Origin of the sequence: Polaribacter marinaquae, from assembly GCF_038019025.1 — a bacterium.
Lineage (GTDB): Bacteria > Bacteroidota > Bacteroidia > Flavobacteriales > Flavobacteriaceae > Polaribacter > Polaribacter marinaquae.
Window position 1 is genome coordinate 2565392 of record NZ_CP150496.1, and the last position, 23101, is coordinate 2588492.

Consider the following 23101-nt stretch of genomic DNA (forward strand, 5'->3'; position numbering starts at 1 on the left):
ACAACGTTGATGTATAAGCTTTGTTGCGTGTTTTAAGCAGTGAATTTACTAAATAAAACACGAACGGCAGAAAATCCGTAGGATTTTCCCAAGTGAGCTAAAACCAGCAATAAAGTTTATACGGTGTTGGCATTAGTTTTTTCTTTCGTTCTTTTTTATTTTTTTCATAATTTTTTCAAACCCTTTTATCGTTAAGTTTTCTGTTCCTTTTGCAAAAGCAAAATCTTGATTATTTTCTTTAACAGTTAAACGACCAATAACAGAATGAAAATAAAATCTTTCAAGTAAATTTAAATCATATATTTCTATGCTAACTTCTACATTGTTTTCAAGACGTGAATAAACGGATCCAATTTGTAAATCTCCTATTTCATTTTTATTAGTTTTAGCTTTTATATTAATCAAGAAATCAAAACCAGTTCCATTCTTAATATCTCTTAGAGTAGATTTTCTCAGATTATTATTTTTCTCAATCAGGGGAACTAAAATTCCTTTAGATTGATTTAATGTAGAAAACCTTTCACCTAATAATTTTGAAAATTTTTCACGTGCAATTTTTGACAAAATAAAATTAACTCCTTTTGGAGATTCTATATTATTTAATAACCATTTTCCTTTTCTAAAATCTAAGCTTGAATTAACATTTCCTGAATGTCTATAATTAGGGAAATGACAGGATGTAAAAGTTATAAATATTATTGTTAAAATGACTATTTTTTTCATAATTAATGCCAACGTTGTTGTATAAGCTTTGTTGCGTGGTTTAGGCAATGAATTTACTAAATAAAGCACGAACGGCGAAATTCCGAAGGAATTTCCCAAGTGAGCTAAAACTAGCAATAAAGTTTATACGGTGTTGTGTGTAGGCTTTTTTCATTCCGCTCAATTATTTTCAGTTTCAGCTATAAGTTTTGTTATTTTCGGTTGTAAAATCCAAACTCCAATTATTAAAAATAGAGTTAATATTAAATTCACTAAATAGTCAGAAAATTTCACTTCTCTTTTCAGTTCAATTATAGAAAGTGTTTTGCAAGAGAAAACTATTGTTTGAAATAATGCAAAAAACATATAAAGTGTAATCGGAATTAGTAAAATCGTTTGAGTGTTAAATTCCGCTTGAGTATTTTCAGTAGTTTGTTCAGGCGAAAGCAGAAATGAAATGATTAATAAAATCGGAAATAGAATTATATTAATTTTAAAAAGTTTAGTGTTCAAATTTGGAAGTTTTAGAGATTCCAATTTCTTTTGTCCATAAATTCCAATTGCATAAATCCAAATGAGAAAAGTAATTAGACCTATAAATCTAATAATTTCCTGTAAAGGACTTGGTGATGTCCATGCAGCAGTCAGAACTATCAAAATAAATAGTTGCCAATGTTTAAATTTTAGGATTTTTTTCATTCGTTAGTTACGATTTTCAGCTTACACACAACGGTTTTGTATATTGTTTGTTGCGTGGTTTAAGCAACTAATTTAGTAAATAATTACCGACCAAGAAAGTCCGCGAGGACTTTCGTAAGTAGGCTAGAAGCCAGCAATAAATTATATACGGTGTTGGGCATAGTGTTTACTTCTGTTTAAAATTTAGTATCATATTTTCGAATTGTTTCAATACTTTTAGTTTAGATTTTTCTTTTTTTGATGATTCCGAATTAGTTTCATTTAGTTGGTTAAGTATTCTTTCTCTTTTTGTCTTTTCATTTTCAATAAATCCACTCAATTTTTCTATAAATTCTGAATATTTTTGAATTTTGTCCTTGTCTTTTTCGAATTGATTTTCATTATTTAATATTATTTTATTCAATTCATCTATATTATATGGTCTGATTTCAGTTCCGTAATTAGAACAATGTATTTCGTAATTTTGGTTATCGAAGTAAGTAAATATGTCTATTTTTATTTGACTTTTCTTATTTTCAATTTCAATGTCAGCATCTTCATTATAACTTATTAAATTTTCAAGATTTTCAACTGTTATTTTCTTTTTGTCAAAATCATTGAATGTCCAAACCTGAATAGAATCTTTTCTATTAGGTTCGAAAGTCCAATAAAGATCTTCTGTGAGAATAAGTTTATTTTCAACTATTTTATATGAAGTAAATCTGCTCATTTTTTTACATTATGCCCAACGTGTTTATATATGGTTTGTTGCGTGGTTAAGCAACTAATTTAATAAATAAAAACTAACCAAGAAAATCCGCGAGGATTTTCGCAAGTGAGAAGAAAGCCAGCAATAAATTATATATGGTGTTGGCAGTAGTTTTTTCAATTCAGATTATTAATTTTAAATATAAATATTATGTCAAAAAAAGAAATTTCATTAAAAGTAAATTCAGAAGATTTTATTCAGCTTCTAAATTCAGGTGAAATAAAAGTCAGTTCAGATGATTTAACTTTCATTAAAAGTCAAATTAAAATAAAACCAACGTTTAAAGATTCAATAATTTCAGTTTCTGAAGATGATATTCATAATTCGTTAAAAATTACTTTAAATAATCATTTACTAACTTTTCAATTATGTTAGCGGATTCATCACTTTCAGATTTAACACTTAAAGTAAATTTATCTATTTTTCCAGTTAAAGTTACTTCTGCATCGTGTTGTGATGATATTGTATTCAGTTTAGATTTTATTCCTTTTATAACCTCATTCATTTGTTCGTTTATAATAGAATTAGCATCTAAAATTTCATTTTTGTTTTCCCTTAATTTCGTAGTGTTGTTTCTAAAATTTATCATAGTTTCAATTTTTATGGTTATGAGTGAGCAATTACTGCCAACGTGTTTGTATATGAAAAGTTGCGTGTAAATAATCACCAACCTTTCGAATTTAAACTGACCATAAATATATAAAAAAGCCAATGAATTAAGCACTTTGCAGCAATTTTTTATATACGTTGTTACCTGCTGGCTTTACTCCGTTTTGTTAAATGAATTCCAAATTAACATTGCGACTATTGCTCCTAAAGTTGGTGCAGTAATATAAACCCAAAGAGCAATGAAGTTTCCAGATACAATTGCAGGTGCCAAACTTCTCGCAGGATTAAACGAGCCTCCAGAAATTGGACCTGAAAATAAAATAATTCCAGTAACAACTAATCCAATTATAAGACCTGCTATATATGAAAATTCTTTTTTAGATGTTACTCCTAAAATTGTAAGCATTAAAAAGAAAGTCAGAACAAATTCTAAAATGAACGATTGTACTAACTAGCCAGAAGGAATTGTAGTTCCTAACGTTAAGTTTTTAGAGAATGTAAATTTTAGTAAACCACTTGCAAAAATAGCTCCTAGAATTTGAGCCGAAACATAAAATTATAATTGAGTATTAAATTTTTCAGGCTCTGGTTTAGGTATATTATTTTCATGATCACCAATCATTTGACGAATATCAATCTCTATGTCTCGAGACATTGTTGTAATTGGCACATCATTGCCTTCTCCTTCAAAAGGGTTTTCAGAGGCTTCACCTACACGCTCCATAGTATTAAAAACCCATGATATGATGACGCTAAAAGGCACAGTAAACCATATAAAATAATGCCCCATTAATTCTATTAAATAATGGAATCCTGAATTAGGATAAGGTTTGTATTGTTCCATGCTTTCAACGATGATTATCCCAATTTTATCAAATTCATTCATCATACCAAATGGTAGGAGAATAACAAAAATCCAAACAAAAAACTTATTTAATGTGGCAAACTGACGAGGATAAGGGAAATTTTTAATACGTTCTACTTTACCTTGAAGAGTAAATAATTCAACAAACATCTTTTCAATCTCTAAATGGGCAAATTCCCAAACATAGCCTTCTGTTTTAAGTGCACTTAAATGTTTTGATTGTAAATTTAAACAGGCTGCTTGCTTATTTTTTTTACTTAAAACATAGTCCTTTTCTTCTTCAGATAAATAGCCTTTTAGTTCTTCTTCAAGTGAATATTTTTGCTCTCTAATTTCTAAGTGTTTTCTATAGTCTATACCAGTTTTCTTTCTTGGTTCTGCTTCCCAAGACTTTGGTGTGCGTAAAGCGTGACGTAACGAACTCATCCAAGCTATGTGACGCAATATAAATGTCTTTCTAATTTCGAATAATTCTTGATCTGAAAGTATTTTTTTTGCATGTTCATTATTTACATAATCGTTAAGCATTATAGTTAAAGATCGAGAAGTATTTACAATGCCTCCCCAAACTTTTCGTGCTTCCCATAAACGGTCGTAAGAAGCATTATTTTTAAAACCAATAATGAAAGCTACTGCAGTACCTATTAAACTAATAGGTAGCCAAGGTAAATGTAACCAATACCAACGAAAAACGGTATAAAGTATTACAGGTACTGTTGAAAGTATTACGAAATAAAAAATATCTTTCCGTGTCCAAAGTAGAATCTGCTTTAAAGAATAATTACGCTTTGTGTACATTTAATTTAGTTTTTATATAATTAATATTTGATATTAATAATTTTAAAATACCTGTCTTCTTTAGCTAGTTTCAACACTGCTTTTTCTCCCACTTTTTTGTTTATCAAAAGTCTAGCAATTGGTGAAATGAATGCGATTTTTCCTTTAGAAATATCAGCTTCATCTACACCTACAATTTGATAGTGTTCAGGCGCTGTTTTATTTCCAATTTTTAGAGTTACTAATGCACCAAATCGAATTATGTTTTTTGGTTGATTGTTTAGATCTACTATTTTTGCTGTAGCAATTCGGTTTTTCAACAATTGCAATTTAGCGTTTATATAATTGGAGGCTATTCGGCTTTCCTTTTCGTTTGAACTGTCAAGATGCTCTCTTTCATTAATCAATTCTTGTTTTTCAATTAAAAGTTCATCCATACCAACTTGCGTTACATAATTAGTTACACCTTCTGGTAAGTCGGCTCTTGGTGGTACCAAAGGAATTTCCTCTTGGTCATCTTCTTTTACAAATCCTCTACTCATGACTTATTTAATTTTGATAACAACTTTTCCTTTAGTTCGCCCTTTTTTAACGTAAAGCAAGGCGTTTAGTGTGTCTTTTAATGGAAACACTTTGTCTATTTTGGTTTTGACTGTTCCAGATTCTACAAGTTCAGAAATTTCATTGAGTTGTTTAGCATTGGCTCGTATGAATACTAAACTATAAAATGCTGATTTTTGCTTTATTTGTTTTGTTATTTTTCGTCTTTTAAACGCTAAGAATAGTTTAGTGATTTTATTGAGTTTCATTCTATTGGCAGTTTCTTTATCTACAGGACCAACAAGGGTTATTACTTTTCCACCATTTTTTATTACGCTAAAAGCTTCTTCAGTGTATTCGTTTCCAAGTGTATCCAAAACCATATCTGCATCTTGTACAATAGCAGTATAATCTACAGTTTTATAATCAATCACTTCATCAGCTCCAAGTTTTTTTACCCAACTTACATTTTCTGAACTTGTAGTAGTATATACATAAGCTCCAATTGATTTTGCATATTGAATGGCAAATGAACCAACACCACCAGAACCAGCATGAATTAAAATACTTTCCCCAGATTTTAGTTTACCTCGTTTCAAGGCTTGAATTGCTGTAAGACCTACTAATGGTAAGCTAGCAGCTTCTTCAAAAGTTGTGTTTTTGGGTTTTAGGCTAACTAGTTTTTGATTCACAGCGACAAATTCAGTAAACGTTCCTTGTCTATTCACTTTAGAAAATACCTCGTCTCCAATATTGAAATTAGGAACATTTTCGCCTTTTTCAATAATAATTCCACTAACATCATAACCTAAAGTTGTTGGTAACTTAAAATTACTCACGCTTTTTAGTTTTCCTTCAACTACTTTTATATCTAAAGGGTTTACACTAGCAGCATACGTTTCAATTAATACTTCATCTTTGCTAATGGTTGGTTTAACAATTTCGGAAGTTTTTACTTTTTTCGAAACCTCTCCATAACCTGTAAATTGTATGGCTTTCATAAGCTATTATTTTTTAGTTTTATCAATATCTTCTTTATTAAGACTTAAAAATTTTAATCCCAATGCTAATAGCACAATAGATGCTGGAAGTATTAAAATCTCCCATTTAAGGTTGTCAATATTTACAAATACTACCTCAAGAAATTTCACAAAAAGAATAATGACAATAACTTCGGCAAGCACATTTTTTAAATGACCAATATTTGGGGTTCTAATCCATTTTAAAACACCATTTCCATCATCATATATTTTGTTTGAAATATACAAAGTATAAACTCCGTGTGCAAAAATGAATAGCACCAATGCTATTAAAAACGTATCTAAAGATTTTATAAGATAAGTAGTGGCTATATCTGCAGGATGTAAATGTGCTTTATTTTCAGGAATATAATTGAAGATGACAACTCTAAAAGCATTAATGGTTTTTAAAGCACCAACGATAAAAAGTAACAGTGAGCCAAGAAGTGAACCTATTATTGCAGTCCAGCTGATATAACGGAAAAGATAGAATGTTTTTTTCATAATTAAAAAGTGATTAAAATCTTTTATTAAGACTTTGATTAAAACAATAAAACCCTGGAATTTCCAGGGTTTTTATTATAAACTTATTTTATAAAGTTTTAATTAAAAGAATCCCATAGGTTTCTTGTCGTAAGAGATCAACATGTTTTTTACAACACGGTAATGATCTAAAGCCATTTTGTGGTTTTCACGACCGAATCCTGATTCTTTAACTCCACCAAATGGTGCGTGAGCTGGATAGGTATTGTATTGGTTTACCCAAACTCTACCTGCTTGTATTGCACGTGGTACTTGGTATAATTCGTGAGCATCACGAGACCAAACACCAGCACCTAATCCGTAAGGTGTGTCGTTTGCAATAGCAATCGCTTCTTCCGTAGTTTTAAACGTTGTTAAGGCTACAACAGGTCCAAAAATTTCTTCCTGGAAGACTCTCATTTTGTTATCTCCTTTTAAAACGGTTGGTTGTACGTAATAACCTTCAGATAATTCACCTTCATAGTTACCAGCTTCACCACCAGCTAAAACAGCAGCACCTTCTTCAATACCAATTTTAATATAGTTTAGTATTTTTTCGTATTGCGCTTTAGATACCTGAGAACCAATCATTGTTTCTGGATCTAATGGGTTTCCTGGTTTAACTAATTTTAAACGTTCTTGCATTTTTTCAACAAAACGATCTGCAATATCTTCGTGTACTAGAATACGAGAAGGAGAGGTACAAATTTCACCTTGATTTAAAGCAAACATTAATGCACCTTCAATAGCTTTACTAAAAAACTCATCGTCTTGAGCTGCTACAGATGGGAAGAAAATGTTTGGCGATTTACCACCTAATTCCATAGTTACAGGAATAATGTTTTCTGCTGCATTATGTAATACTGTACGTCCAGTTTCTGTAGAACCTGTGAATGATAATTTAGCAATTCTATTTGATGTTGCTAATGCTGCACCAGCTTCTTTACCAAAACCAGTTACAATGTTTAATACACCTGCTGGTAAAATATCACCAATAAGTTCCATTAACATCATAACACTTGTTGGTGTTTGTTCTGCTGGTTTTACAACTGCTGTACAACCTGCTGCTAAAGCTGGAGCAATTTTCCATGCTAACATTAACATTGGGAAATTCCATGGGATAATCTCTCCAACCACACCAACTGGCTCGTGTAATACGATACTTACAGTGTCTTTATCATGTTCTGAAATACTTCCTTCATCTGCACGAATTACACCTGCAAAATAGCGGAAATGATCAATACAATAAGGGATATCTGCTGCAAGTGACTCACGGATTGGTTTACCGTTATCAATGGTTTCTAAGCTTGCTAAATACTCTAAGTTATCTTCCATAACCTGAGCAATTTTTAATAACGCATTGCTACGTTCTGTTGCAGACGTGTTACTCCATGCTGGGAAAGCTTCGTGTGCTGCATCTAATGCAAGATCTATATCTTCTTGCGTAGAACGTGCTGCTTGTGTAAAAACTTTACCATCAACAGGAGATCTGTTTTCAAAATATTGACCTTTAATTGGATCAACAAATTTTCCTCCAATAAAGTTTCCGTATCTTTCTTTAAATTCGGGTTTTGTTACATTTGCCATAATTATAATTTTTAAATTTGATTTTAATTTATACTTGCCAAAACAAGCGTTGTGTAATTATGGTGCAAATGTATGTTGGGTTATTACCTTTCTATTTACTGATATGGTTCAATAACTTATGAAAAAAGGTCAATGTGAATATTTGTGAAGAATAAATATGAAATAAAACACTTAAATAGCTAATAAATAGAGGTTTGTGTGATTTATTTTTTAATTCGAAATATCTGTTGGACTAATTCCGAATTTGTTTTTAAAGGCTACACTAAAGTTAGACAGGTTGTTATAACCAATATCTAAATAAATATCTGAAGCTTTTAATTCACCTCCTTGCAACAATTCTTTAGCTTTTTGAAGACGTTTGTCTTGAAACCATTTTCCAGGTGGCTCCTTATATTCGTTTGTAAAATGACGTTTAAAAGTTGATAGACTCATATTACAGAGAAAGGCAATTTCTTCCACTTTTAAATTGGAATCTACATTGCTCTCTACTGTATTTTTGAATGGCGAAACCTCTTTAGAAATTAAAGAGTGTAAATAAAATTCGAATTCATTACCATATTTATTAAGCATGTAGAGCATTATTTCTTCAAATTTTAAAGATAATAGCGCATTGCTATAACTATGATCTGAAAATGTGCTTGAAGATAAAGAGCTTATAAAAGAAGCAATATAATCATCATTTTCAATTACAAAATATGGTACATCCTCCTTATAAGGTTTTACATTACTCGTGTACTTACTTAAAAAATCTGTGAGTTTTTTTTCTGAAAAAAAGAGAAGTTTACAGTAGTAAATGGCTTCTGTATCCAGTAATTCTGTCCATAGCCAATTTCCTTTTTTAAGTAATAATGATTGGTCTTTATTTACAGCAACCGATTTTCCTGCAAAATGTACTTGTTTTTTTCCAACTTGTAAAAAGCTGAACATATTCATTCCTAAATTGACTTTGCTTTTCACAACATCGCTTGTCATTTTAAAGTCATATACAAATATGTCTTGTTGTACTTTTGGGTCTTTAAAGAAAATTTCTGGTATGTTCTCTATTGGCATTTAGATTTTTTTTAGCTTGCAGGTAACGTCTAGGCTATGATTAGTACGGGAATTAAAAGCAGTAAACTTTCGATTAAGCACTTAGCCAAAACTTTTTATTTTGTTTTATCTTTTTTGTTTTAAAGCCAAATCAAAAGATTTGGTGGACTATATTAAAAGCACTAAACTTTGGGTTAAGCACGAAAACCCGTATTAATTATAGCCATTGTTAGCAGCTGCCTATTTCAATTTAAATAATTCAATTGTATAATCAAATAATTCCAATCCTCCCGATTTTCCGTGTCCTGGAATTACAATTTTTGTTTTTGGATATTTTAATTTGATTTTGCGAACAGTCTCAGACCATTTTTCCGTGTTAGCATCTCCCAAATAACCCTTACTTGCTCCAACTTTTTTAATCAAACAGCCACCAAAGATGGCATTGTCTTCTGGAAAATATCCTATTATATTATCCTTAGTATGTCCTTCTCCAAAGTATTCTGCATGTACCTTTTTGTTACCAATGTTTAAAGTTTGATTATTGGCAAATTCTTTAATTGGTTTAGAGAAATTTTGACCATTGTTTTTAAGTAGTTCTATAGTTTGACTAGCAGCGTATGTTTGAATATTGTGTTTCTCAAATTCCTCTATTCCTCCAACACAATCTTTGTGAAAATGAGTTGGAATAATAGCTATTATTTCGGTTTTAAGTTTATTAGTAACGAAATCAATTAATTCTAATGAACTTTTGTTGTCCGTTGGCGTGTCAAAAACAATTCCTTTATTTTCATTTATAACTAACATTCCGTTACAGCCTACTTTTCCATAATCATCCGTATTTAGATATGAAATATGTTCATAGATATGATTTGATAGTTTTTTAATAATCAAATTTTCGGTATGATAGATAGTCAAACTATCGACTGAATCTGTTTTAGTGTTTTCGGTATTAGTTTTTTGTTTTGATGATGACTCTTTGCACGAAATAAAGGTTAATCCTGAAAGAAGAAAGAGTGTTAATAGAAGTTTTGTCATAAATTTCGTTTTTCTATTTAGGTTTTTTTTTGGTTGCTGCTAACGGTTTTGTATAAGATTAGTTGCGTGTTTTAAGCACTAAAGTTAGTAAGTAAAACGCAGACTTAAAGTCTGCTAAGACTTTTGTATATAAGCTAAAATCAGCAATTAATTTTATACGGTGTTATATTTAGTTATTTTAAAAATATTTTATTATTCAACAATTAATTTAATCATAGTCTTCTCAAAATTATTTTGAATATTAATAAAGTAAATTCCAGTCTCTAAATTTTTAACACTGAAGGTTATTCCCGAAATTGATTTTTTTATTATTTCTAAATTTACTTGTTTCCCTTGCACATCGTAAATTGAAATATTAGAAATTGGATTTGAAGATTTTATGCTAACTAAACCATCTGTTGGGTTTGGAAACATTAAAATATTTTTCATAGTTGTTTCATTCAAACCTAAAATATTAGAAGCATCTTCTAATTCCCACTGAGCACTTTGCCAATTTGTATTAATTGAGCTATGCTCTGCGTAACCCAAATCATTTTCAATATTAATGTATTGGTTAGAAGCAGATTTATTTAGAAATCTAATATGTGTGCCGTTAACAGTTCTTTTTTCCCAAAGAGAACTTTGTACATTTAAGTCTATGGATGAGCATTCCAACGAACCAGTTTGGTTTTCAATATGTATTTTATCTCCTGAGATTGCATTTTCTAAATAGTAATAGCCATTTCCTGCGATTATTAGTTTCCATTTGAAAGTATCATCACTTGTTTCTGCACTATATCTAACGACACCTCCATCTTGAAATAAGTAATTGCTATTGAACCTATTCTTTATATAATATAGTTTTTGATTATTTAGATCTTCAATATTATCCATAAGTGCTATGGCATTACTCACCTGATAGGTTATAAAGTAGTCTCTAGATTGATTTAATATATTTTTAATGCTTTGATCATTTGAGTGTTTTTTCCTCAGATCGAATAAACGATATATCTGTTGGAGTTCGTATTCAGAATACGAAACACCTAATTTTATTTGTAGGTTGGTTAACATTTTGAATCCATATTCATAAGTAGGCTCAAACATTGTTCCTTCTCCAAAATCATTCCAAGTCACTAATTGCAATGCATCTATTGATGTTTTATTCTGTATTGCCATGTCAAGTGTTTGATTCAATAATTCTCCATCATTGTGATTTAGATAAAAATAATTATTACCCCAACCACCTTCTGCATAGAAATCTTTAAAACCAGGATAAGCACAACCCATAGCAAAGTCTAGAGATGGAGCTACAGATTCATAAAAATAATTAATACCCGAAACACCACTATCAATTACCCAATCATATCCGCCTCCTGCATTTTGCCCAACTTTATATTTATCCCAATATAGAGGCAAAAAAACGACATCTTCTCCAGTTGCAGTCATTGCGTAATCCCAACTAGCTTCATCGTTAATATTAATAGGTCCAAATATTCCAAAAAAGGGTTTTCCTGAGCTGGTTCGTATAAAGTTATTATTTAGAAAATAATTATTTTTCAGATATTCTATATTTATATGAACATAGTCAACAGGGTTCAAGCCATTTTCACTACCAACAAATCGGTCTTCCATTATGACACTAAAATCCATATCAAGCACTTTAGATTTATCTGCAATAGCATTAGAATTTTCAAGTAATAAATCAATATCACCATTAGTGCCAACCTTGCCATACCAGTTAATCAAAATTCCATCAACACCACTATATTTCATAAGTAAAAAATGGTATTCAATAACATCTGGGTCTTGACTGTCGTATGGTCCAATTAAAGGGTAATAATGTGAAGCAATTTCTCGTTCTCCAGTAATTTCATCAACTATTACATTGGGATTTTTATTAGCCATTGTCCAATGTGATCCCCAATTATTATTATAATTAGGAGAATCAAACCAAGGCATATAATGCATATAAACAGGCTTATCGAATGTTTCAGTCTGTTGTGAAAATGTAGTATAAAAGCACCCAACAAAAAATAATATAGAACAATATTTAAAAAAGGTTTTACTCATAGTTTTTCAATTAAATATAACGGTTTGTATATGAAAAGTAGCGGATTTTATGCACGAACTTTTCGGAAAGCAAGATACTTAATTAAATGCAAAAACGGTTCAGGTTAGCACCTAAACCGCTATTTTTTATATACGTTGTTACCCACTGGCTTTTCAATTCAGCTTGGTTTTCAGCGTTGGCAAAGACATACTCTTTTGCAATTTTTGGCTTGAGTGTCGGCTGGTGCGAATTGCAAATGTGTTTGGCTTTTAGCGTTGGCTATTATTTGTATTTATAGATAAAAGCTAAAAACCCTAAAAAAATAAAAACTTAAATACAGTAGGGCAATTCCGCTCAATATTTGAATACTTTTTCTTAACCAAGATAATTTGGCAAGTTTTGAAACAGAACTTGAAAAAAGACCTACAACCAAAAAAGGAAGTCCTCTCCCAATACCAAAGCTCAAGGCGAGAAGTAAACCATATATTAAACTTGCTTTTGCAACTGCAAATGACAATAAGAGCAATAAAGGAGCGGCTGATGTACCTAAACTAAATACAAATCCGTATATGAATGAACCGCCAATTCCGGGTTTTCGCAAAGATTCAAGTTGTTTTACACGCAAATATGGTCCGTAAAACGCAATTCCTGCTGCGATTAGCGATATTATTGCCATACTTAAAGCCCAATATTTCCCAAATACTTCAGTTAGGAAAATTCCAGAATAACCTGCAATGGCTCCTAATAATGTCAAACAAAATACAATGCCGATAAAAAATGAAAAAGTAATTGCAAATCCTGTTTTTGATTCTCGAACAGAAGTACTTCCAACATAACCCGCAAATCCAAGTCCAACAGGTAATGTACAAGGACAAACGCCACTTGAAATCAATCCTGCCACAAAAGCAATACCTAAACTTAAAATTGAGCCGTCTTGAAATGCAGCTGTAAATTCATTTAGAAATTGCTCCAGATTCATTGAGGTAGTTTTTTTACAGTCCCAGCTTTATATCCAATTTTATCAATAGTTTGTTTTATTTTGTCTAATGAAATATTATTTGGATTGTATTGTAGCGTTGCACTTTTGTTTTCAAGACTAACTTTCACTTCATTTATGCCGTCTAAATCAGAAAGGGTTTTTCTTACGTTTGCCACACAAGACATACAGCTCATTCCTTCAATAGAAATTTCAACAGAAACGTTATCAACTTGATTTACGTCAGTTTGCTTACTTTTATTGCTGTTTTCAGCACAACCCATTAAAAGCATAAATAGTAACAATAATGAAGAATTGAAAACGGTTTTCATATAACAGCTTTTTTGGGTTCATATCCTGATTTGGTCAAGGCATTTTCTATTTCTGATTCATTTATCTTGTCTGGATTAAATTCCACTCGTACCGATTTCTGTATCGCTTTGGTTTTTACCTTTTTAATTCCTTCTAATTCTTTTAAAATGTCCGTTATTTTTTCAGCACATCCTTGACAAACCATATTGTCAATTGTTAGAGTTATAGTTTGCATATTTTTTTCTGTATTTGTTTGTAGAAATTCATAAATAGATTCAATTTCTTTCATTTTGTCTGTAAGCTCGTAAAGATTTAAGTTTGGGAATTGCTTTCTTATGGTTGCAATTTTTTCCTCCTGACCGCAATTGCCTGGGCAAGTTTCTAATGCTTCTGCAATTCTAATTGCCAATGTTTTTCTGAATACTTCATCTAAAAGAAGATGCTGGGCTTTTTCAAACCCTTTATTAACAGCTTTAAACTGATTGAGAATTTGAGCTGGATTATCACTTTTATCAAGCATTTTTATAATCCCTTCTACTTGTCCATTGATACTTTTTAGGCGGTCTTTGAGGTCTTTTGTTAAATCTTTCGGTAACATAATAATTTCAATTAAATACATTCCAAACGCTGAAAATCAGCGTTTGGAATGTATTGATGATAAATTTAGCGACTTTTTTTACATTGCTTTTCCAATTCCAGCAGCGATTAATTCATCTTTGTTTACTCCTGTGTCTTTGCAGCAGTTAAGTAATTTTCCATTTACGGCTACAGCAGGCAAAGAAGTGATGTTATATCCCTTCATTTTGTCAATACATACTTTAGAGTCGCATTGCTCAACTGTATTATAAACTGTAACTTCGCAAGAGTCGCAAGCCATTTCTTTTACCATCTTTACTACTGGTTCACATACTGGACATCCAGCTGTAAATACTTCAATTTGTCGTTTCATCTTTTTAAGATTTTAATGATTAAAATTAATTACACTACAAAGATGGGGTCGGTATAGGGGAGGTCTCCAAATTTATTTTCAATTATTTTCTGTTTACGGTCGAGCGTTGGAGAAATTAGGCTCTTTTGGTTTTTCAGCGTTGGATTTGTGTGTCGGAAAAAACCAAATGTGCCTAATGTGCGGTTGGCTTTTCAGCTTGTGGGTAACGGTCTTGTGTATGAAACGTAGCGTATAAATAAACGCTAACTTTTCGGATTTAGCACGAGCCGAATTTTTTATTTTTATGTTTTATTTTCTTTTATAAATATAACCAAATAAAAAATTTGGCGTACTTTGTAAATTAGCAAAACCTCTCAGAAAGCCTATAATAGCTATGTTTTATACACGTTGTTGTGCATAGTGCTTTTCGCGTTCAGCTTGGTTTTCCGATGTTTGTTATTTAGTTCGGATTGAGCGTTGGCAAGACATACTCTTTTGGAATTTTTGGCGTAGCGTTGGCTGTAGCGAATTGCAAATGTGTATGGCTTTTGGCGTTGGCATTAAAAAGATTCATTTAAAATTGAATCAATAAGATTTTCAGAAAGACTATTTTGACTTTCGATTTCTAATTCTAATTCTTCACATTTTTTCAATAAGTTATTTACCTGTTCTATTATATGTTTTTGTTCTTCTAGAGGTGGAATTGGAATTGGGCAAGATAAAATTTGACTTTTTTTCAGATTTGTTTGTTTTTTTCCATCATTAAAATTCAAGTAATATTTATTTCTATCTAAAACCATTTTTAAGTATTCAGGATGAATACCACATAATGATTTTAAACATCCAATTCTTTGGTTTAGTGTATATAAGTTGTTTTCCTCTACAAGATAGCATCTACTTAAAGCTCTGCCGTTTGGAACATCACTCATTACTATGGCAATATCATTTTTTTTAAGAGGAACTAATATTTCAGTACTGTATTTTTTAACTGAACCATTTGTTGAGACAAATTTTGAGTTTACTAAAATATATTGACCACTTGAATCAACTAATTTTTCGTGAGCCTTACCATTATAAAATATTGAAACATTATCAAGTATATTCCAACACCAATGGTTTGGTACTTCATACGGTATTGCTTGTTTTTCAATTGGAATTACTGATTTTTCAGGTTTAAGTCTTTCTTCTTCAAAAATGATTGCTTTTTCTTCCAACATTTTATCAGAGAGTAACTCTCCAGACTTGAATTCTTGTTTATCGCTAAAATCTTTACTTAAATTTCCTTTTAGCCCTTCTAGAATAATAACTTTCTTGAATTTATTAATAAAATCTATGTTTAGGAACAAAGAATTATTATTTTGAAGAAGTTTGTCTAGAACTGGAATTCTGTTAAATAAAATATTTTTTGATATTGTAGAGAATGTTTGTTGAACTGAAGTCAGTTTGTTGTTATATTTTTCATATAATTCAATAGCAGGAATATGTTTTATTTTCTCTTGATAAGGATTTTTAATATCTAAATCCCAATCTTTCAATTCTGAAACATTTACTTTCCAAGAAACTGAAGATTCTTCTCTATTTTGCCACCATTTTATAATTGGTTGAAATTCATCAAATTCAATAGGTTTAGTTTTAGAGTAGCTTTTTTGACCTTTGGGTAATTTATGCTCATAGTACCAAATATCATTTGTTTTCTTTCCTTTTTCAAAAAAAAGCAGATTTGTTCTAACTGCTGCTGGAAAAAATGTACTAGTCGGCATTCTAATAATTGTATGCAGATTACATTCTGTTAATAGTTTTTTATGTATTCGAGCTTTTACTCCTTCGCCTTTAATACATCCATCAGGTAAAACAATTGCAGCTCTACCATTATGGTTTAATAATTTTAACATTAGTACAACAAATAAATCTGCTGATTCACGACAACGAAAAGAACTCGGAAAGTTTGATTCTACACCTTCAGCTATACTTGCACCAAATGGTGGATTAGCTAATATTACATCTACTTGGTCTTTTTTACTAATACTATTATATTCCTTTTTTAGACTATCAATATAATGATAGTCAGGAACATCCATTTCGTGTAAAATTAAATTGGTTAGACCTAAGACGTATGCTACAGGTTTTAATTCCCATCCTGTAATACTTTTTTGCAGAAGATGCTCGTCTTCTACAGTATTTACATAATTTTCTCTAACGTGGTCTATTGCTGCGCTTAAAAAACCTCCTGTACCAGCTGCAGGGTCAAGTACTTTTTCACCCAATCTTGGATTGGTCATTTGTGTCATAAACTGTGTTACTGCTCTTGGTGTGTAGTATTCACCTTTATTACCTGCATCACGCAATTCTTGTAAAATACTTTCGTAAATATTGCCGAAAATGTGCTTATCGTTAGAATTGTTAAAGTCAATTTCATTGAGTTTATTTATGACTTTTCGCATTTCGTAACCACTCTTCATATAGTTATTTGAACCATCAAAAACTTCTTTCGCTATGGCAGCACGTTTTGGATTATTAATACTTGTGAGATTACGTAAAGTGGCAAATAATCCTCTGTTGTTTTGGGCGTTACTGTCTATAAATTCCAATAAATCATCTCCTGTAATTCCTTCTGGGTCACTTGCCCAAGTTCTCCATTGAAATTGCTCTGGAATTACCGACTGATAATCGTCTTTTAAAATTTCTAATTCTTGGTCTTTGTCGTCAATAATTTTTAAAAAGAGCATCCAACCTAATTGCTCTAATCTTTGGGCATCACCAGAAATCCCTCTGTCTTGACGCATTATATTTCTTATGCTGCTTACTACTGCTGCTACGTTTGCCATTTATGCTGTTGTATTGTATAATTGTGTTTCTAATTCCTTCAATGCTTGTAAATAAACTTTTTTACTACCAAAAGCTTTGATTAATTCAATTGGTGTTCCTAATTTATTTAAAGGGTCAAGTTTTAATACTTCTGTACTTTCAATAGTTAATAAACCATCTTCTGCATATTTATCGAGCAAACTATTTAAAACCGTTTGGGCTTTGTCTCCATATTTGGTAAAATAATTTCTCTTTTTTACGTTGTTTGCTCTTTCTTTTCTTGTTAAGGGTTTTGCTTCAAAAGCTACGTGACAGATTAAATCGAAAGGGTCAAATTCTTTTCCAACTTCATCTTTTAAAGCTTCAAAGAAAATTCCTTGTTCTTCTAATTCTTTAATAATAACTTCTTTCTTTTCTGAATTGTTCCAACTATTCAAGAACTTCTCTAAACTTTTATATTGTTTGGTAACGCTATTTTTGGTGTAGTCTTTTAAACTTTCTGTTATAATTTTACCATCATTACCTAAATATTGAACACGTTCATTTACAATTTTTACTTGAACGCCATCAACTCGAATTTTTTCTCGTCTTGTATCTTCTTCAATTTCTCCACCACCTTCAATATCTGGAAATTCAACTTCTGCACCATCTAAAATATCTGTAATTACATCATCTGTGGTTTCATCTTCTGCTCCTGATAAATCGTCATCTTCACCAACTTGTTTTATCATTACTGGGTCGCCATCAAAATCAGGGTCAGCAAATAAGTTGGTTACATTTCTAAAGTCCATAATGGTAAAATAGGTTTTACCATATTCTTCATTTATTCTCGTTCCACGACCAATAATTTGCTTAAACTCGGTCATTGAACCAATATTACTATCTAAAACAATGAGTTTACAAGTTTGAGCATCAACACCTGTTGTCATTAATTTTGAAGTTGTTGCAATAACAGGATAAGGTTCACTTGGATTGATAAAACTATCCAACTCACGTTTTCCTTCTTCGTTATCGCCTGTAATTTGCATTACGTACTTATTGTTTTGAGCGAATAAATCGGCATTGGCGTTAGCCAATGCGGAACGCATTCCTTCTGCGTGCTCAATGTCAATACAGAAAACGATTGATTTTGCAAATCTGTCATAACCTTTTAAGAATTCGGTTATTTTTTTTGCAACTAATTTTCTGCGTTCGTCAACAACAATATTTTTGTCAAAATCCGTTCTGTTGTAAATTCTGTCTTCAACTGGATTTCCGCTTTTATCAACAAAACCTTGTGTTGGTCTCCAACCTTCCGCATCAATATCTAAAGTGACTTTTACAACTTTATAAGGTGCAAGAAAACCATCATCAATTCCTTGTTTTAAAGAATAGGTGTAAAGAGGCTCACCGAAATAATCAATATTTGAAACTTCTTCGGTTTCTTTTGGTGTTGCTGTTAAACCAATGTGAGTTGCTTTGTTGAAATAAGCTAAAATCTCACGCCATTTGCTATCTTCTTTAGCACTTCCTCTGTGGCACTCGTCAATTATTATTAAATCAAAAAAGTCTGGACTAAATTGTTTGTATGCATCTGCTCCTTGACTATCTGATAAACCTTGATATAATGCTAAATAAATATTGTAAGCTGTATCAATTTGTTTCTTTTTTATGATTGTTAGAGCATCTTTAAAATGTCTAAAATCTCCACGAGCTGTTTGGTCAATTAATGCAGTTCTGTCCGCTAAAAATAGAATTCTCTTTTTTGCTCCACTTTTCCAAAGCCTATAAATGATTTGAAAAGCAGTATAGGTTTTTCCTGTTCCAGTTGCCATTACCAAAATAATTCGGTCTTGACCTTTTGCAACTGCTTCGATTGTTCTGTTTACTGCAATTTGTTGGTAATATCTTGGACTACGACCAGAACCATCTTGAAAATAATCTTGCTTTGCAATTTCTTCAACTTCTTCGGTTTCAATTCCTTTGTATTTTTTGTACTTCTGCCAAAGAATTTCAGGACTTGGAAATTCGTCTAAAGTCAGTTCTTTTTCAATTTCTCCGTCTGTTGCTGTTTTATCGTGAAAGTAAAATCCGTCTCCATTACTACTAAACACACAAGGAATATCCAAGGTGTTGGCGTAGCCAAGAGCTTGTTGAATTCCACTTTTTACGCTGTGTTTGTTGTCTTTTGCCTCAATTATAGCAATCGGTACATTCGGTTTGTAGAAAAGAATATAGTCCGCAAATTTTCTTTTTCCTCTTGCAGTCAGCTTTCCTTTCACATAGATTCGACCATCTGTGAAGAAAATTTCACGTCCTAATTGTGTTTGCTCATCCCAACCTGATTTCAAAATAGCAGGTGTGATAAATTTCGCCTTTATGTCAGATTCAGATAAGTCTTTTTTATTCATTCATTTTGTTGGTTTGGTCGCGTGTTGGCTAAAATAGCTCTTTTGTTTTTTTTAGCGTTGGATTTTGCGTTGGAAAAAAAATAAATGTGCTATTTATGCGGCTGGCTTTTATAGTTCAAATTTTCAATGTTTTCTCGTTTTTCCGCATTATGCACAACGTGTTTATATATGGTTTGTTGCGTGGTTTAAGCACCTAATTTAGTAAATAATCACTGACCAAGAAAATCCGCGAGGATTTTCGCAAGTAAGCAGAAAGACAGCAATAAATTATATATGTTGTTGGGCAACGTTTTTATTTCTTTTTCAGGTCAAAACCTAAATTCAGTTGTAACATTATTGGAAAAAATCCACCATTCCCATTTGTGTCAAAATAATAATGAGGTCCTATGTCAAATAATAAGTGAAAATTTTTTCCATATTTTCTCTGTATTCCCCAAGTTGGACCAATTGCAAAGTCAAAATTTGAGCTTCTTATAAAATTACTTTCTATTGTATTTCCTCTAGTTAAAAATCTGAAAGAAACAAAATTTCCAGAATTATTTTCTGTACTTCGATTTTTGGCTTTTCTTTTTTCAAAATTATAAAATCTCTTATACTGTAAATCTAAAAACGGATTAAAACTATAAAGAAATTCATTATAAGGTGAAACAGAAATTTCATCATAAGGAGCTCCATAACCAATTCCTAAACCAGCAGAAAATGTTCCTTTTTTTGAAACTGGCATTTCTAATTCAATTGCAGGATTTAAAAAATTAATTCTCCAAACTTTTTCAGTTTTAGGTTCAATTTTTTCTTGCGCATAATTCAGAGTTGTTAAAATTCCAAATATTATTAGTAGTAAATTCTTTTTCATTTTTTCTTTATATTATTAATTTTCGTGTTTTTCGTTTTTAATGTTGCCCAACGTTGTTGTATATGGTTTGTTGCGTGTTTTAAGCAACTAATTTAGTAAATAATTACGGACAAAGAAAGTCCGCGAGGACTTTCGTAAGTAGGCAAAAAGCCAGCAATAAATTATATACGGTGTTAGCGGTAGTTTTTTAATTTATATTCGTTATTTTATTATAACAGTAAAAATTTCACCAATTTCTTTAAACATACGATGGTGTTTTATTTGATAGGAATCACAATCTTGCCTTTCCTATTTATAAATCCGAACTGATTTCCTTTTTTGACTAATGCCAATTCTTTACGAACTTCTCCAAACATTCCAATTGCGGTATATTCTATAGGAACAATAATTTCGCCTTTCATATTTATAAATCCAAACTGATTATCTTTTTTTACAATTGCCCATTCTTTATGAATTTCTCCGAACATTCCAATTGCGGTATATTCTATAGGAACAATAATTTCGCCTTTCATATCTATAAAACCGAACTGATTATCTTTTTTTACTATTGCCCATTCTTTATGAATTTCTCCGAACATTCCAATTGCGGTATATTCTATAGGAACAATAATTTTGCCTTTCATATCTATAAACCCGAATAGATTATCTTTTTTTACTATTGCCCATTCTTTATGAACTTCTCCGAACATTCCAATTGCGGTATATTCTACAGGAACAATAATTTTGCCTTTCATATCTATAAAGCCAAAAAGATTTCCTTTTTTTACCAATGCCCAATTTTTATGAATTTCCCCAAACTTTCCAATAAAATCATATTCTTTTGGAGGTGTTTTCCTTTTATGTTCAGCTTCTAAATTTGCCTTTTGATTATTTATTTCTAGGGTGTTTTTGTTTTTTTTATTAAATGCAGTAACAGAAAGAAAAAGAATAATGAGAATTGAAGTAGTTAAGATTGAGATTTTTTTCATTGTATTTGTTTTTAAATTAAAGAAGTCTTTTAAATACCATAAAATAGTATGGTTTTTCAAATTTGAATTTTGATTTGAGATTTCAAAAAAATCAATTTTCAAGAATTCTGAAATAATTTTGATAGTAGATGATCTTGGTTTAACAGCACCAGATTCAATTCTCTGAATTGTACGTATTGTTATGTTGCATTTTTCTGCAACTTCTGCTTGAGTTAATCCATTTGCTTTTCTTATTCTAATTAATTCTTTTCCGAAATCTAGTCTATCCATTCAAATTGAAATTTTAAGTAAAATTATCTTCAATCGTAAAACTTGCCAAAAATTAGTAATGTTTTTTGTATGACATTTACACGACATTTGGTTTTTGGTGTTATTTAATTGTGACTTTTGATATAAAAACGATGTTCATTCTAATTACCGCTAACTGGTTATATGCAATCAAATATATTACATTTTCATTATAATTTACCGGATAATAAAACTTTTTTGTTGTTATTATCGGTCATTTTTATCTTTTGTAAGGCTCTATCTAACGGATTCTGAATCTCCATTAAATCTTTTCTTTTTACATGTGTATATATCATAGTGGTTTCTGGTCTAGAATGTCCTAACAAAGACTGAATGTATCTTATATCAACTCCGTTTTCAAGTAAATGTGTTGCATAACTGTGCCTTAAAGTGTGTGGTGTTACCGTTCTTCTAATGCCTGCTTTTAAACAATTCTTCTTTAAAAACTGACGAACACTTTCCGCACTATATTTTCCCTTGTTTTGTCCTTCTACAAAATAAATTTCGGGTTTGTATGAGTAATAATAATTAGATAATAACGGAATAAAACTATCGGCTAAACTAACATATCTGTCTTTTCTTCCTTTACTATTTTTAATAACTAATTGCTTTCTATCAATATTAAAGTTCTCTAATTTTAAATTAATCAATTCGCTAATTCTTAATCCACAAGAATAAATTAAAGCTAATATTGCTTTGTGTTTTAAGTTTTGGGTAACGCCAATAATTTTTAAAACTTCCTCTTGAGACAAAATATTAGGTAGTTTTTTAGATTTCTTGGGTCTAACTAATTCTAAATTATTTATTAAAGTTTCAGGGCAAAAAACTATAAATAGTTTTAAAGCACTAATAAATTGCCTTTGAGAACTTACAGAGTAATTTCTCTCTATAAATACACTTTCAATAAAAAGTTCTACAGATTTATTAGTTAGTTCGTTTAAAGCAGTATTAGTGTGAAAGTTTATAAAATCGGCAACAAAAAAAGTATAGGTCTGTATGGTGCTTTTACTATACCTTTTCCCTTTTAAATAAAGGTAAAAATTATTTAAAAGCACTTTTTCATCCGCAGATAAATTTCTGTTAAAAGGGGTTTTCTTTGTTGAGTTTTGAATCGTTAATTTTGTAATTTTATCAAAATTTCGCTTAAGAGCTTCTAAATTTAAGGCAGTATCTTGCAAATACCAACATTTAAGAGATTTGCTCCATAAAGCTCCATCAATTTTTCTTATAATATTTATTAAATCATTATTATAATCAAACTTAATTAGAAGTTGTTGCTTGTTACGGTGCTTTTTTCGCTCAACAAATATGTTAGGATACTTTTTCAATTTTCTTATTTATAGCACCTAAATATACTAAATATAAGTCGATTATAAGTGTTTTTTAAATAGGTTTTTTAATAATTTTGTTAGAAAAACGT

The 23101-nt window shown here is 30.7% G+C and carries 23 protein-coding genes; 1 reads left to right on the forward strand and 22 read right to left on the reverse strand.

Annotation, left to right across the window (positions count from 1 at the left end; all coding sequences use genetic code 11):
* Window positions 1-132: 132 nt before the first annotated feature.
* The 3 genes from WG950_RS11595 to WG950_RS11605 all read right to left on the reverse strand — a co-directional run bounded on the left by WG950_RS11595 (window position 133) and on the right by WG950_RS11605 (window position 2110).
* Entirely contained in the window at window positions 133-723 is a 591-nt protein-coding gene (locus WG950_RS11595) for a hypothetical protein (RefSeq protein ID WP_340932538.1), read from the reverse strand.
* A 159-nt stretch (window positions 724-882) separates the two neighbouring features.
* Complete coding sequence (locus WG950_RS11600; protein WP_340932540.1) at window positions 883-1401, reverse strand: hypothetical protein; 519 nt, start codon at window positions 1399-1401, stop codon at window positions 883-885.
* 166 nt (window positions 1402-1567) lie between these two features.
* Window positions 1568-2110: a hypothetical protein gene (locus WG950_RS11605; protein ID WP_340932542.1), complete on the reverse strand. Its 543-nt coding sequence runs from the start codon at window positions 2108-2110 to the stop codon at window positions 1568-1570.
* 189 nt (window positions 2111-2299) lie between these two features.
* On the opposite strand from WG950_RS11605, the gene WG950_RS11610 reads away from it, so the two are divergent.
* Window positions 2300-2524 carry a hypothetical protein gene (locus WG950_RS11610; protein ID WP_340932543.1) on the forward strand — a complete coding sequence of 75 codons (225 nt, stop codon included), beginning with the start codon at window positions 2300-2302 and terminating at the stop codon, window positions 2522-2524.
* Here the strand turns inward: WG950_RS11610 and WG950_RS11615 are convergent.
* The 19 genes from WG950_RS11615 to WG950_RS11705 form a co-directional block, all read right to left on the reverse strand.
* Entirely contained in the window at window positions 2484-2738 is a 255-nt protein-coding gene (locus WG950_RS11615; RefSeq protein ID WP_340932545.1) for a hypothetical protein, read from the reverse strand. The two genes, WG950_RS11610 and WG950_RS11615, sit on opposite strands and share 41 nt — an antisense overlap.
* 174 nt (window positions 2739-2912) lie before the next feature.
* A complete protein-coding gene (locus WG950_RS11620; RefSeq protein ID WP_340935253.1) occupies window positions 2913-3194 on the reverse strand; it encodes an aquaporin in 282 nt (93 codons plus the stop codon).
* Between the two features lie 120 nt (window positions 3195-3314).
* Window positions 3315-4421, reverse strand: coding sequence for a bestrophin family protein (locus WG950_RS11625; RefSeq protein ID WP_340932547.1), 1107 nt, complete (start codon window positions 4419-4421; stop codon window positions 3315-3317).
* Window positions 4422-4441: 20 nt separating this feature from the next.
* Window positions 4442-4942: a GreA/GreB family elongation factor gene (locus WG950_RS11630; RefSeq protein ID WP_340932549.1), complete on the reverse strand. Its 501-nt coding sequence runs from the start codon at window positions 4940-4942 to the stop codon at window positions 4442-4444.
* Window positions 4943-4945: 3 nt separating this feature from the next.
* On the reverse strand, window positions 4946-5941 hold the full coding sequence (locus WG950_RS11635) for an NADP-dependent oxidoreductase (RefSeq protein ID WP_340932551.1): 996 nt from the start codon (window positions 5939-5941) through the stop codon (window positions 4946-4948).
* Between the two features lie 6 nt (window positions 5942-5947).
* Complete coding sequence (locus tag WG950_RS11640) at window positions 5948-6463, reverse strand: YqhA family protein (RefSeq protein ID WP_340932553.1); 516 nt, start codon at window positions 6461-6463, stop codon at window positions 5948-5950.
* 102 nt (window positions 6464-6565) lie between these two features.
* On the reverse strand, window positions 6566-8068 hold the full coding sequence (locus WG950_RS11645) for an aldehyde dehydrogenase family protein (protein WP_340932554.1): 1503 nt from the start codon (window positions 8066-8068) through the stop codon (window positions 6566-6568).
* Between the two features lie 210 nt (window positions 8069-8278).
* Window positions 8279-9118 (reverse strand): AraC family transcriptional regulator, encoded by an 840-nt coding sequence (locus tag WG950_RS11650; protein ID WP_340932556.1) that lies wholly within the window; start codon window positions 9116-9118, stop codon window positions 8279-8281.
* 219 nt (window positions 9119-9337) lie between these two features.
* Complete coding sequence (gene bla, locus WG950_RS11655) at window positions 9338-10132, reverse strand: subclass B1 metallo-beta-lactamase (protein ID WP_340932557.1); 795 nt, start codon at window positions 10130-10132, stop codon at window positions 9338-9340.
* Window positions 10133-10324: 192 nt separating this feature from the next.
* On the reverse strand, window positions 10325-12181 hold the full coding sequence (locus tag WG950_RS11660; protein WP_340932559.1) for a T9SS type A sorting domain-containing protein: 1857 nt from the start codon (window positions 12179-12181) through the stop codon (window positions 10325-10327).
* A gap of 272 nt (window positions 12182-12453) precedes the next feature.
* The gene (locus tag WG950_RS11665) at window positions 12454-13140 is read right to left on the reverse strand and encodes a cytochrome c biogenesis CcdA family protein (RefSeq protein WP_340932561.1); all 687 of its coding nucleotides are present in this window, start codon (window positions 13138-13140) and stop codon (window positions 12454-12456) included.
* Window positions 13137-13469, reverse strand: a complete 333-nt coding sequence (locus tag WG950_RS11670) for a heavy metal-associated domain-containing protein (protein WP_340932563.1) — start codon at window positions 13467-13469, stop codon at window positions 13137-13139. Before WG950_RS11670 ends, WG950_RS11665 begins: the two co-directional genes overlap by 4 nt.
* Window positions 13466-14068, reverse strand: a complete 603-nt coding sequence (locus WG950_RS11675) for a metal-sensing transcriptional repressor (protein ID WP_340932565.1) — start codon at window positions 14066-14068, stop codon at window positions 13466-13468. The genes WG950_RS11670 and WG950_RS11675 overlap by 4 nt, the downstream gene beginning before the upstream one ends.
* 57 nt (window positions 14069-14125) lie before the next feature.
* A complete protein-coding gene (locus WG950_RS11680; RefSeq protein WP_340932566.1) occupies window positions 14126-14398 on the reverse strand; it encodes a thioredoxin family protein in 273 nt (90 codons plus the stop codon).
* Window positions 14399-14937: 539 nt separating this feature from the next.
* The gene (locus tag WG950_RS11685; protein WP_340932567.1) at window positions 14938-17202 is read right to left on the reverse strand and encodes an N-6 DNA methylase; all 2265 of its coding nucleotides are present in this window, start codon (window positions 17200-17202) and stop codon (window positions 14938-14940) included.
* Complete coding sequence (hsdR, locus tag WG950_RS11690) at window positions 17203-19572, reverse strand: EcoAI/FtnUII family type I restriction enzme subunit R (protein ID WP_340932568.1); 2370 nt, start codon at window positions 19570-19572, stop codon at window positions 17203-17205.
* Window positions 19573-19864: 292 nt separating this feature from the next.
* Window positions 19865-20425, reverse strand: a complete 561-nt coding sequence (locus WG950_RS11695) for a hypothetical protein (protein WP_340932570.1) — start codon at window positions 20423-20425, stop codon at window positions 19865-19867.
* A gap of 257 nt (window positions 20426-20682) precedes the next feature.
* A complete protein-coding gene (locus WG950_RS11700) occupies window positions 20683-21663 on the reverse strand; it encodes a WG repeat-containing protein (protein ID WP_340932571.1) in 981 nt (326 codons plus the stop codon).
* A gap of 188 nt (window positions 21664-21851) precedes the next feature.
* A complete protein-coding gene (locus WG950_RS11705) occupies window positions 21852-23009 on the reverse strand; it encodes a site-specific integrase (RefSeq protein WP_340932572.1) in 1158 nt (385 codons plus the stop codon).
* Window positions 23010-23101 lie beyond the last annotated feature (92 nt).

Bases quoted from the DNA above. Each gene is read 5' to 3' on its own strand.
- WG950_RS11600 (WP_340932540.1), bottom strand. From the start codon at position 1,401: ATGAAAAAAATCCTAAAATTTAAACATTGGCAACTATTTATTTTGATA.
- WG950_RS11635 (WP_340932551.1), bottom strand. From the start codon at position 5,941: ATGAAAGCCATACAATTTACAGGTTATGGAGAGGTTTCGAAAAAAGTA.
- WG950_RS11660 (WP_340932559.1), bottom strand. From the start codon at position 12,181: ATGAGTAAAACCTTTTTTAAATATTGTTCTATATTATTTTTTGTTGGG.
- hsdR (WP_340932568.1), bottom strand. From the start codon at position 19,572: ATGAATAAAAAAGACTTATCTGAATCTGACATAAAGGCGAAATTTATC.
- WG950_RS11595 (WP_340932538.1), bottom strand. From the start codon at position 723: ATGAAAAAAATAGTCATTTTAACAATAATATTTATAACTTTTACATCC.
- WG950_RS11610 (WP_340932543.1), top strand. From the start codon at position 2,300: ATGTCAAAAAAAGAAATTTCATTAAAAGTAAATTCAGAAGATTTTATT.
- WG950_RS11625 (WP_340932547.1), bottom strand. From the start codon at position 4,421: ATGTACACAAAGCGTAATTATTCTTTAAAGCAGATTCTACTTTGGACA.
- WG950_RS11675 (WP_340932565.1), bottom strand. From the start codon at position 14,068: ATGTATTTAATTGAAATTATTATGTTACCGAAAGATTTAACAAAAGAC.
- WG950_RS11640 (WP_340932553.1), bottom strand. From the start codon at position 6,463: ATGAAAAAAACATTCTATCTTTTCCGTTATATCAGCTGGACTGCAATA.
- WG950_RS11670 (WP_340932563.1), bottom strand. From the start codon at position 13,469: ATGAAAACCGTTTTCAATTCTTCATTATTGTTACTATTTATGCTTTTA.
- WG950_RS11695 (WP_340932570.1), bottom strand. From the start codon at position 20,425: ATGAAAAAGAATTTACTACTAATAATATTTGGAATTTTAACAACTCTG.
- WG950_RS11680 (WP_340932566.1), bottom strand. From the start codon at position 14,398: ATGAAACGACAAATTGAAGTATTTACAGCTGGATGTCCAGTATGTGAA.
- WG950_RS11665 (WP_340932561.1), bottom strand. From the start codon at position 13,140: ATGAATCTGGAGCAATTTCTAAATGAATTTACAGCTGCATTTCAAGAC.
- bla (WP_340932557.1), bottom strand. From the start codon at position 10,132: ATGACAAAACTTCTATTAACACTCTTTCTTCTTTCAGGATTAACCTTT.
- WG950_RS11605 (WP_340932542.1), bottom strand. From the start codon at position 2,110: ATGAGCAGATTTACTTCATATAAAATAGTTGAAAATAAACTTATTCTC.
- WG950_RS11645 (WP_340932554.1), bottom strand. From the start codon at position 8,068: ATGGCAAATGTAACAAAACCCGAATTTAAAGAAAGATACGGAAACTTT.
- WG950_RS11685 (WP_340932567.1), bottom strand. From the start codon at position 17,202: ATGGCAAACGTAGCAGCAGTAGTAAGCAGCATAAGAAATATAATGCGT.
- WG950_RS11700 (WP_340932571.1), bottom strand. From the start codon at position 21,663: ATGGATAGACTAGATTTCGGAAAAGAATTAATTAGAATAAGAAAAGCA.
- WG950_RS11650 (WP_340932556.1), bottom strand. From the start codon at position 9,118: ATGCCAATAGAGAACATACCAGAAATTTTCTTTAAAGACCCAAAAGTA.
- WG950_RS11630 (WP_340932549.1), bottom strand. From the start codon at position 4,942: ATGAGTAGAGGATTTGTAAAAGAAGATGACCAAGAGGAAATTCCTTTG.
- WG950_RS11615 (WP_340932545.1), bottom strand. From the start codon at position 2,738: ATGATAAATTTTAGAAACAACACTACGAAATTAAGGGAAAACAAAAAT.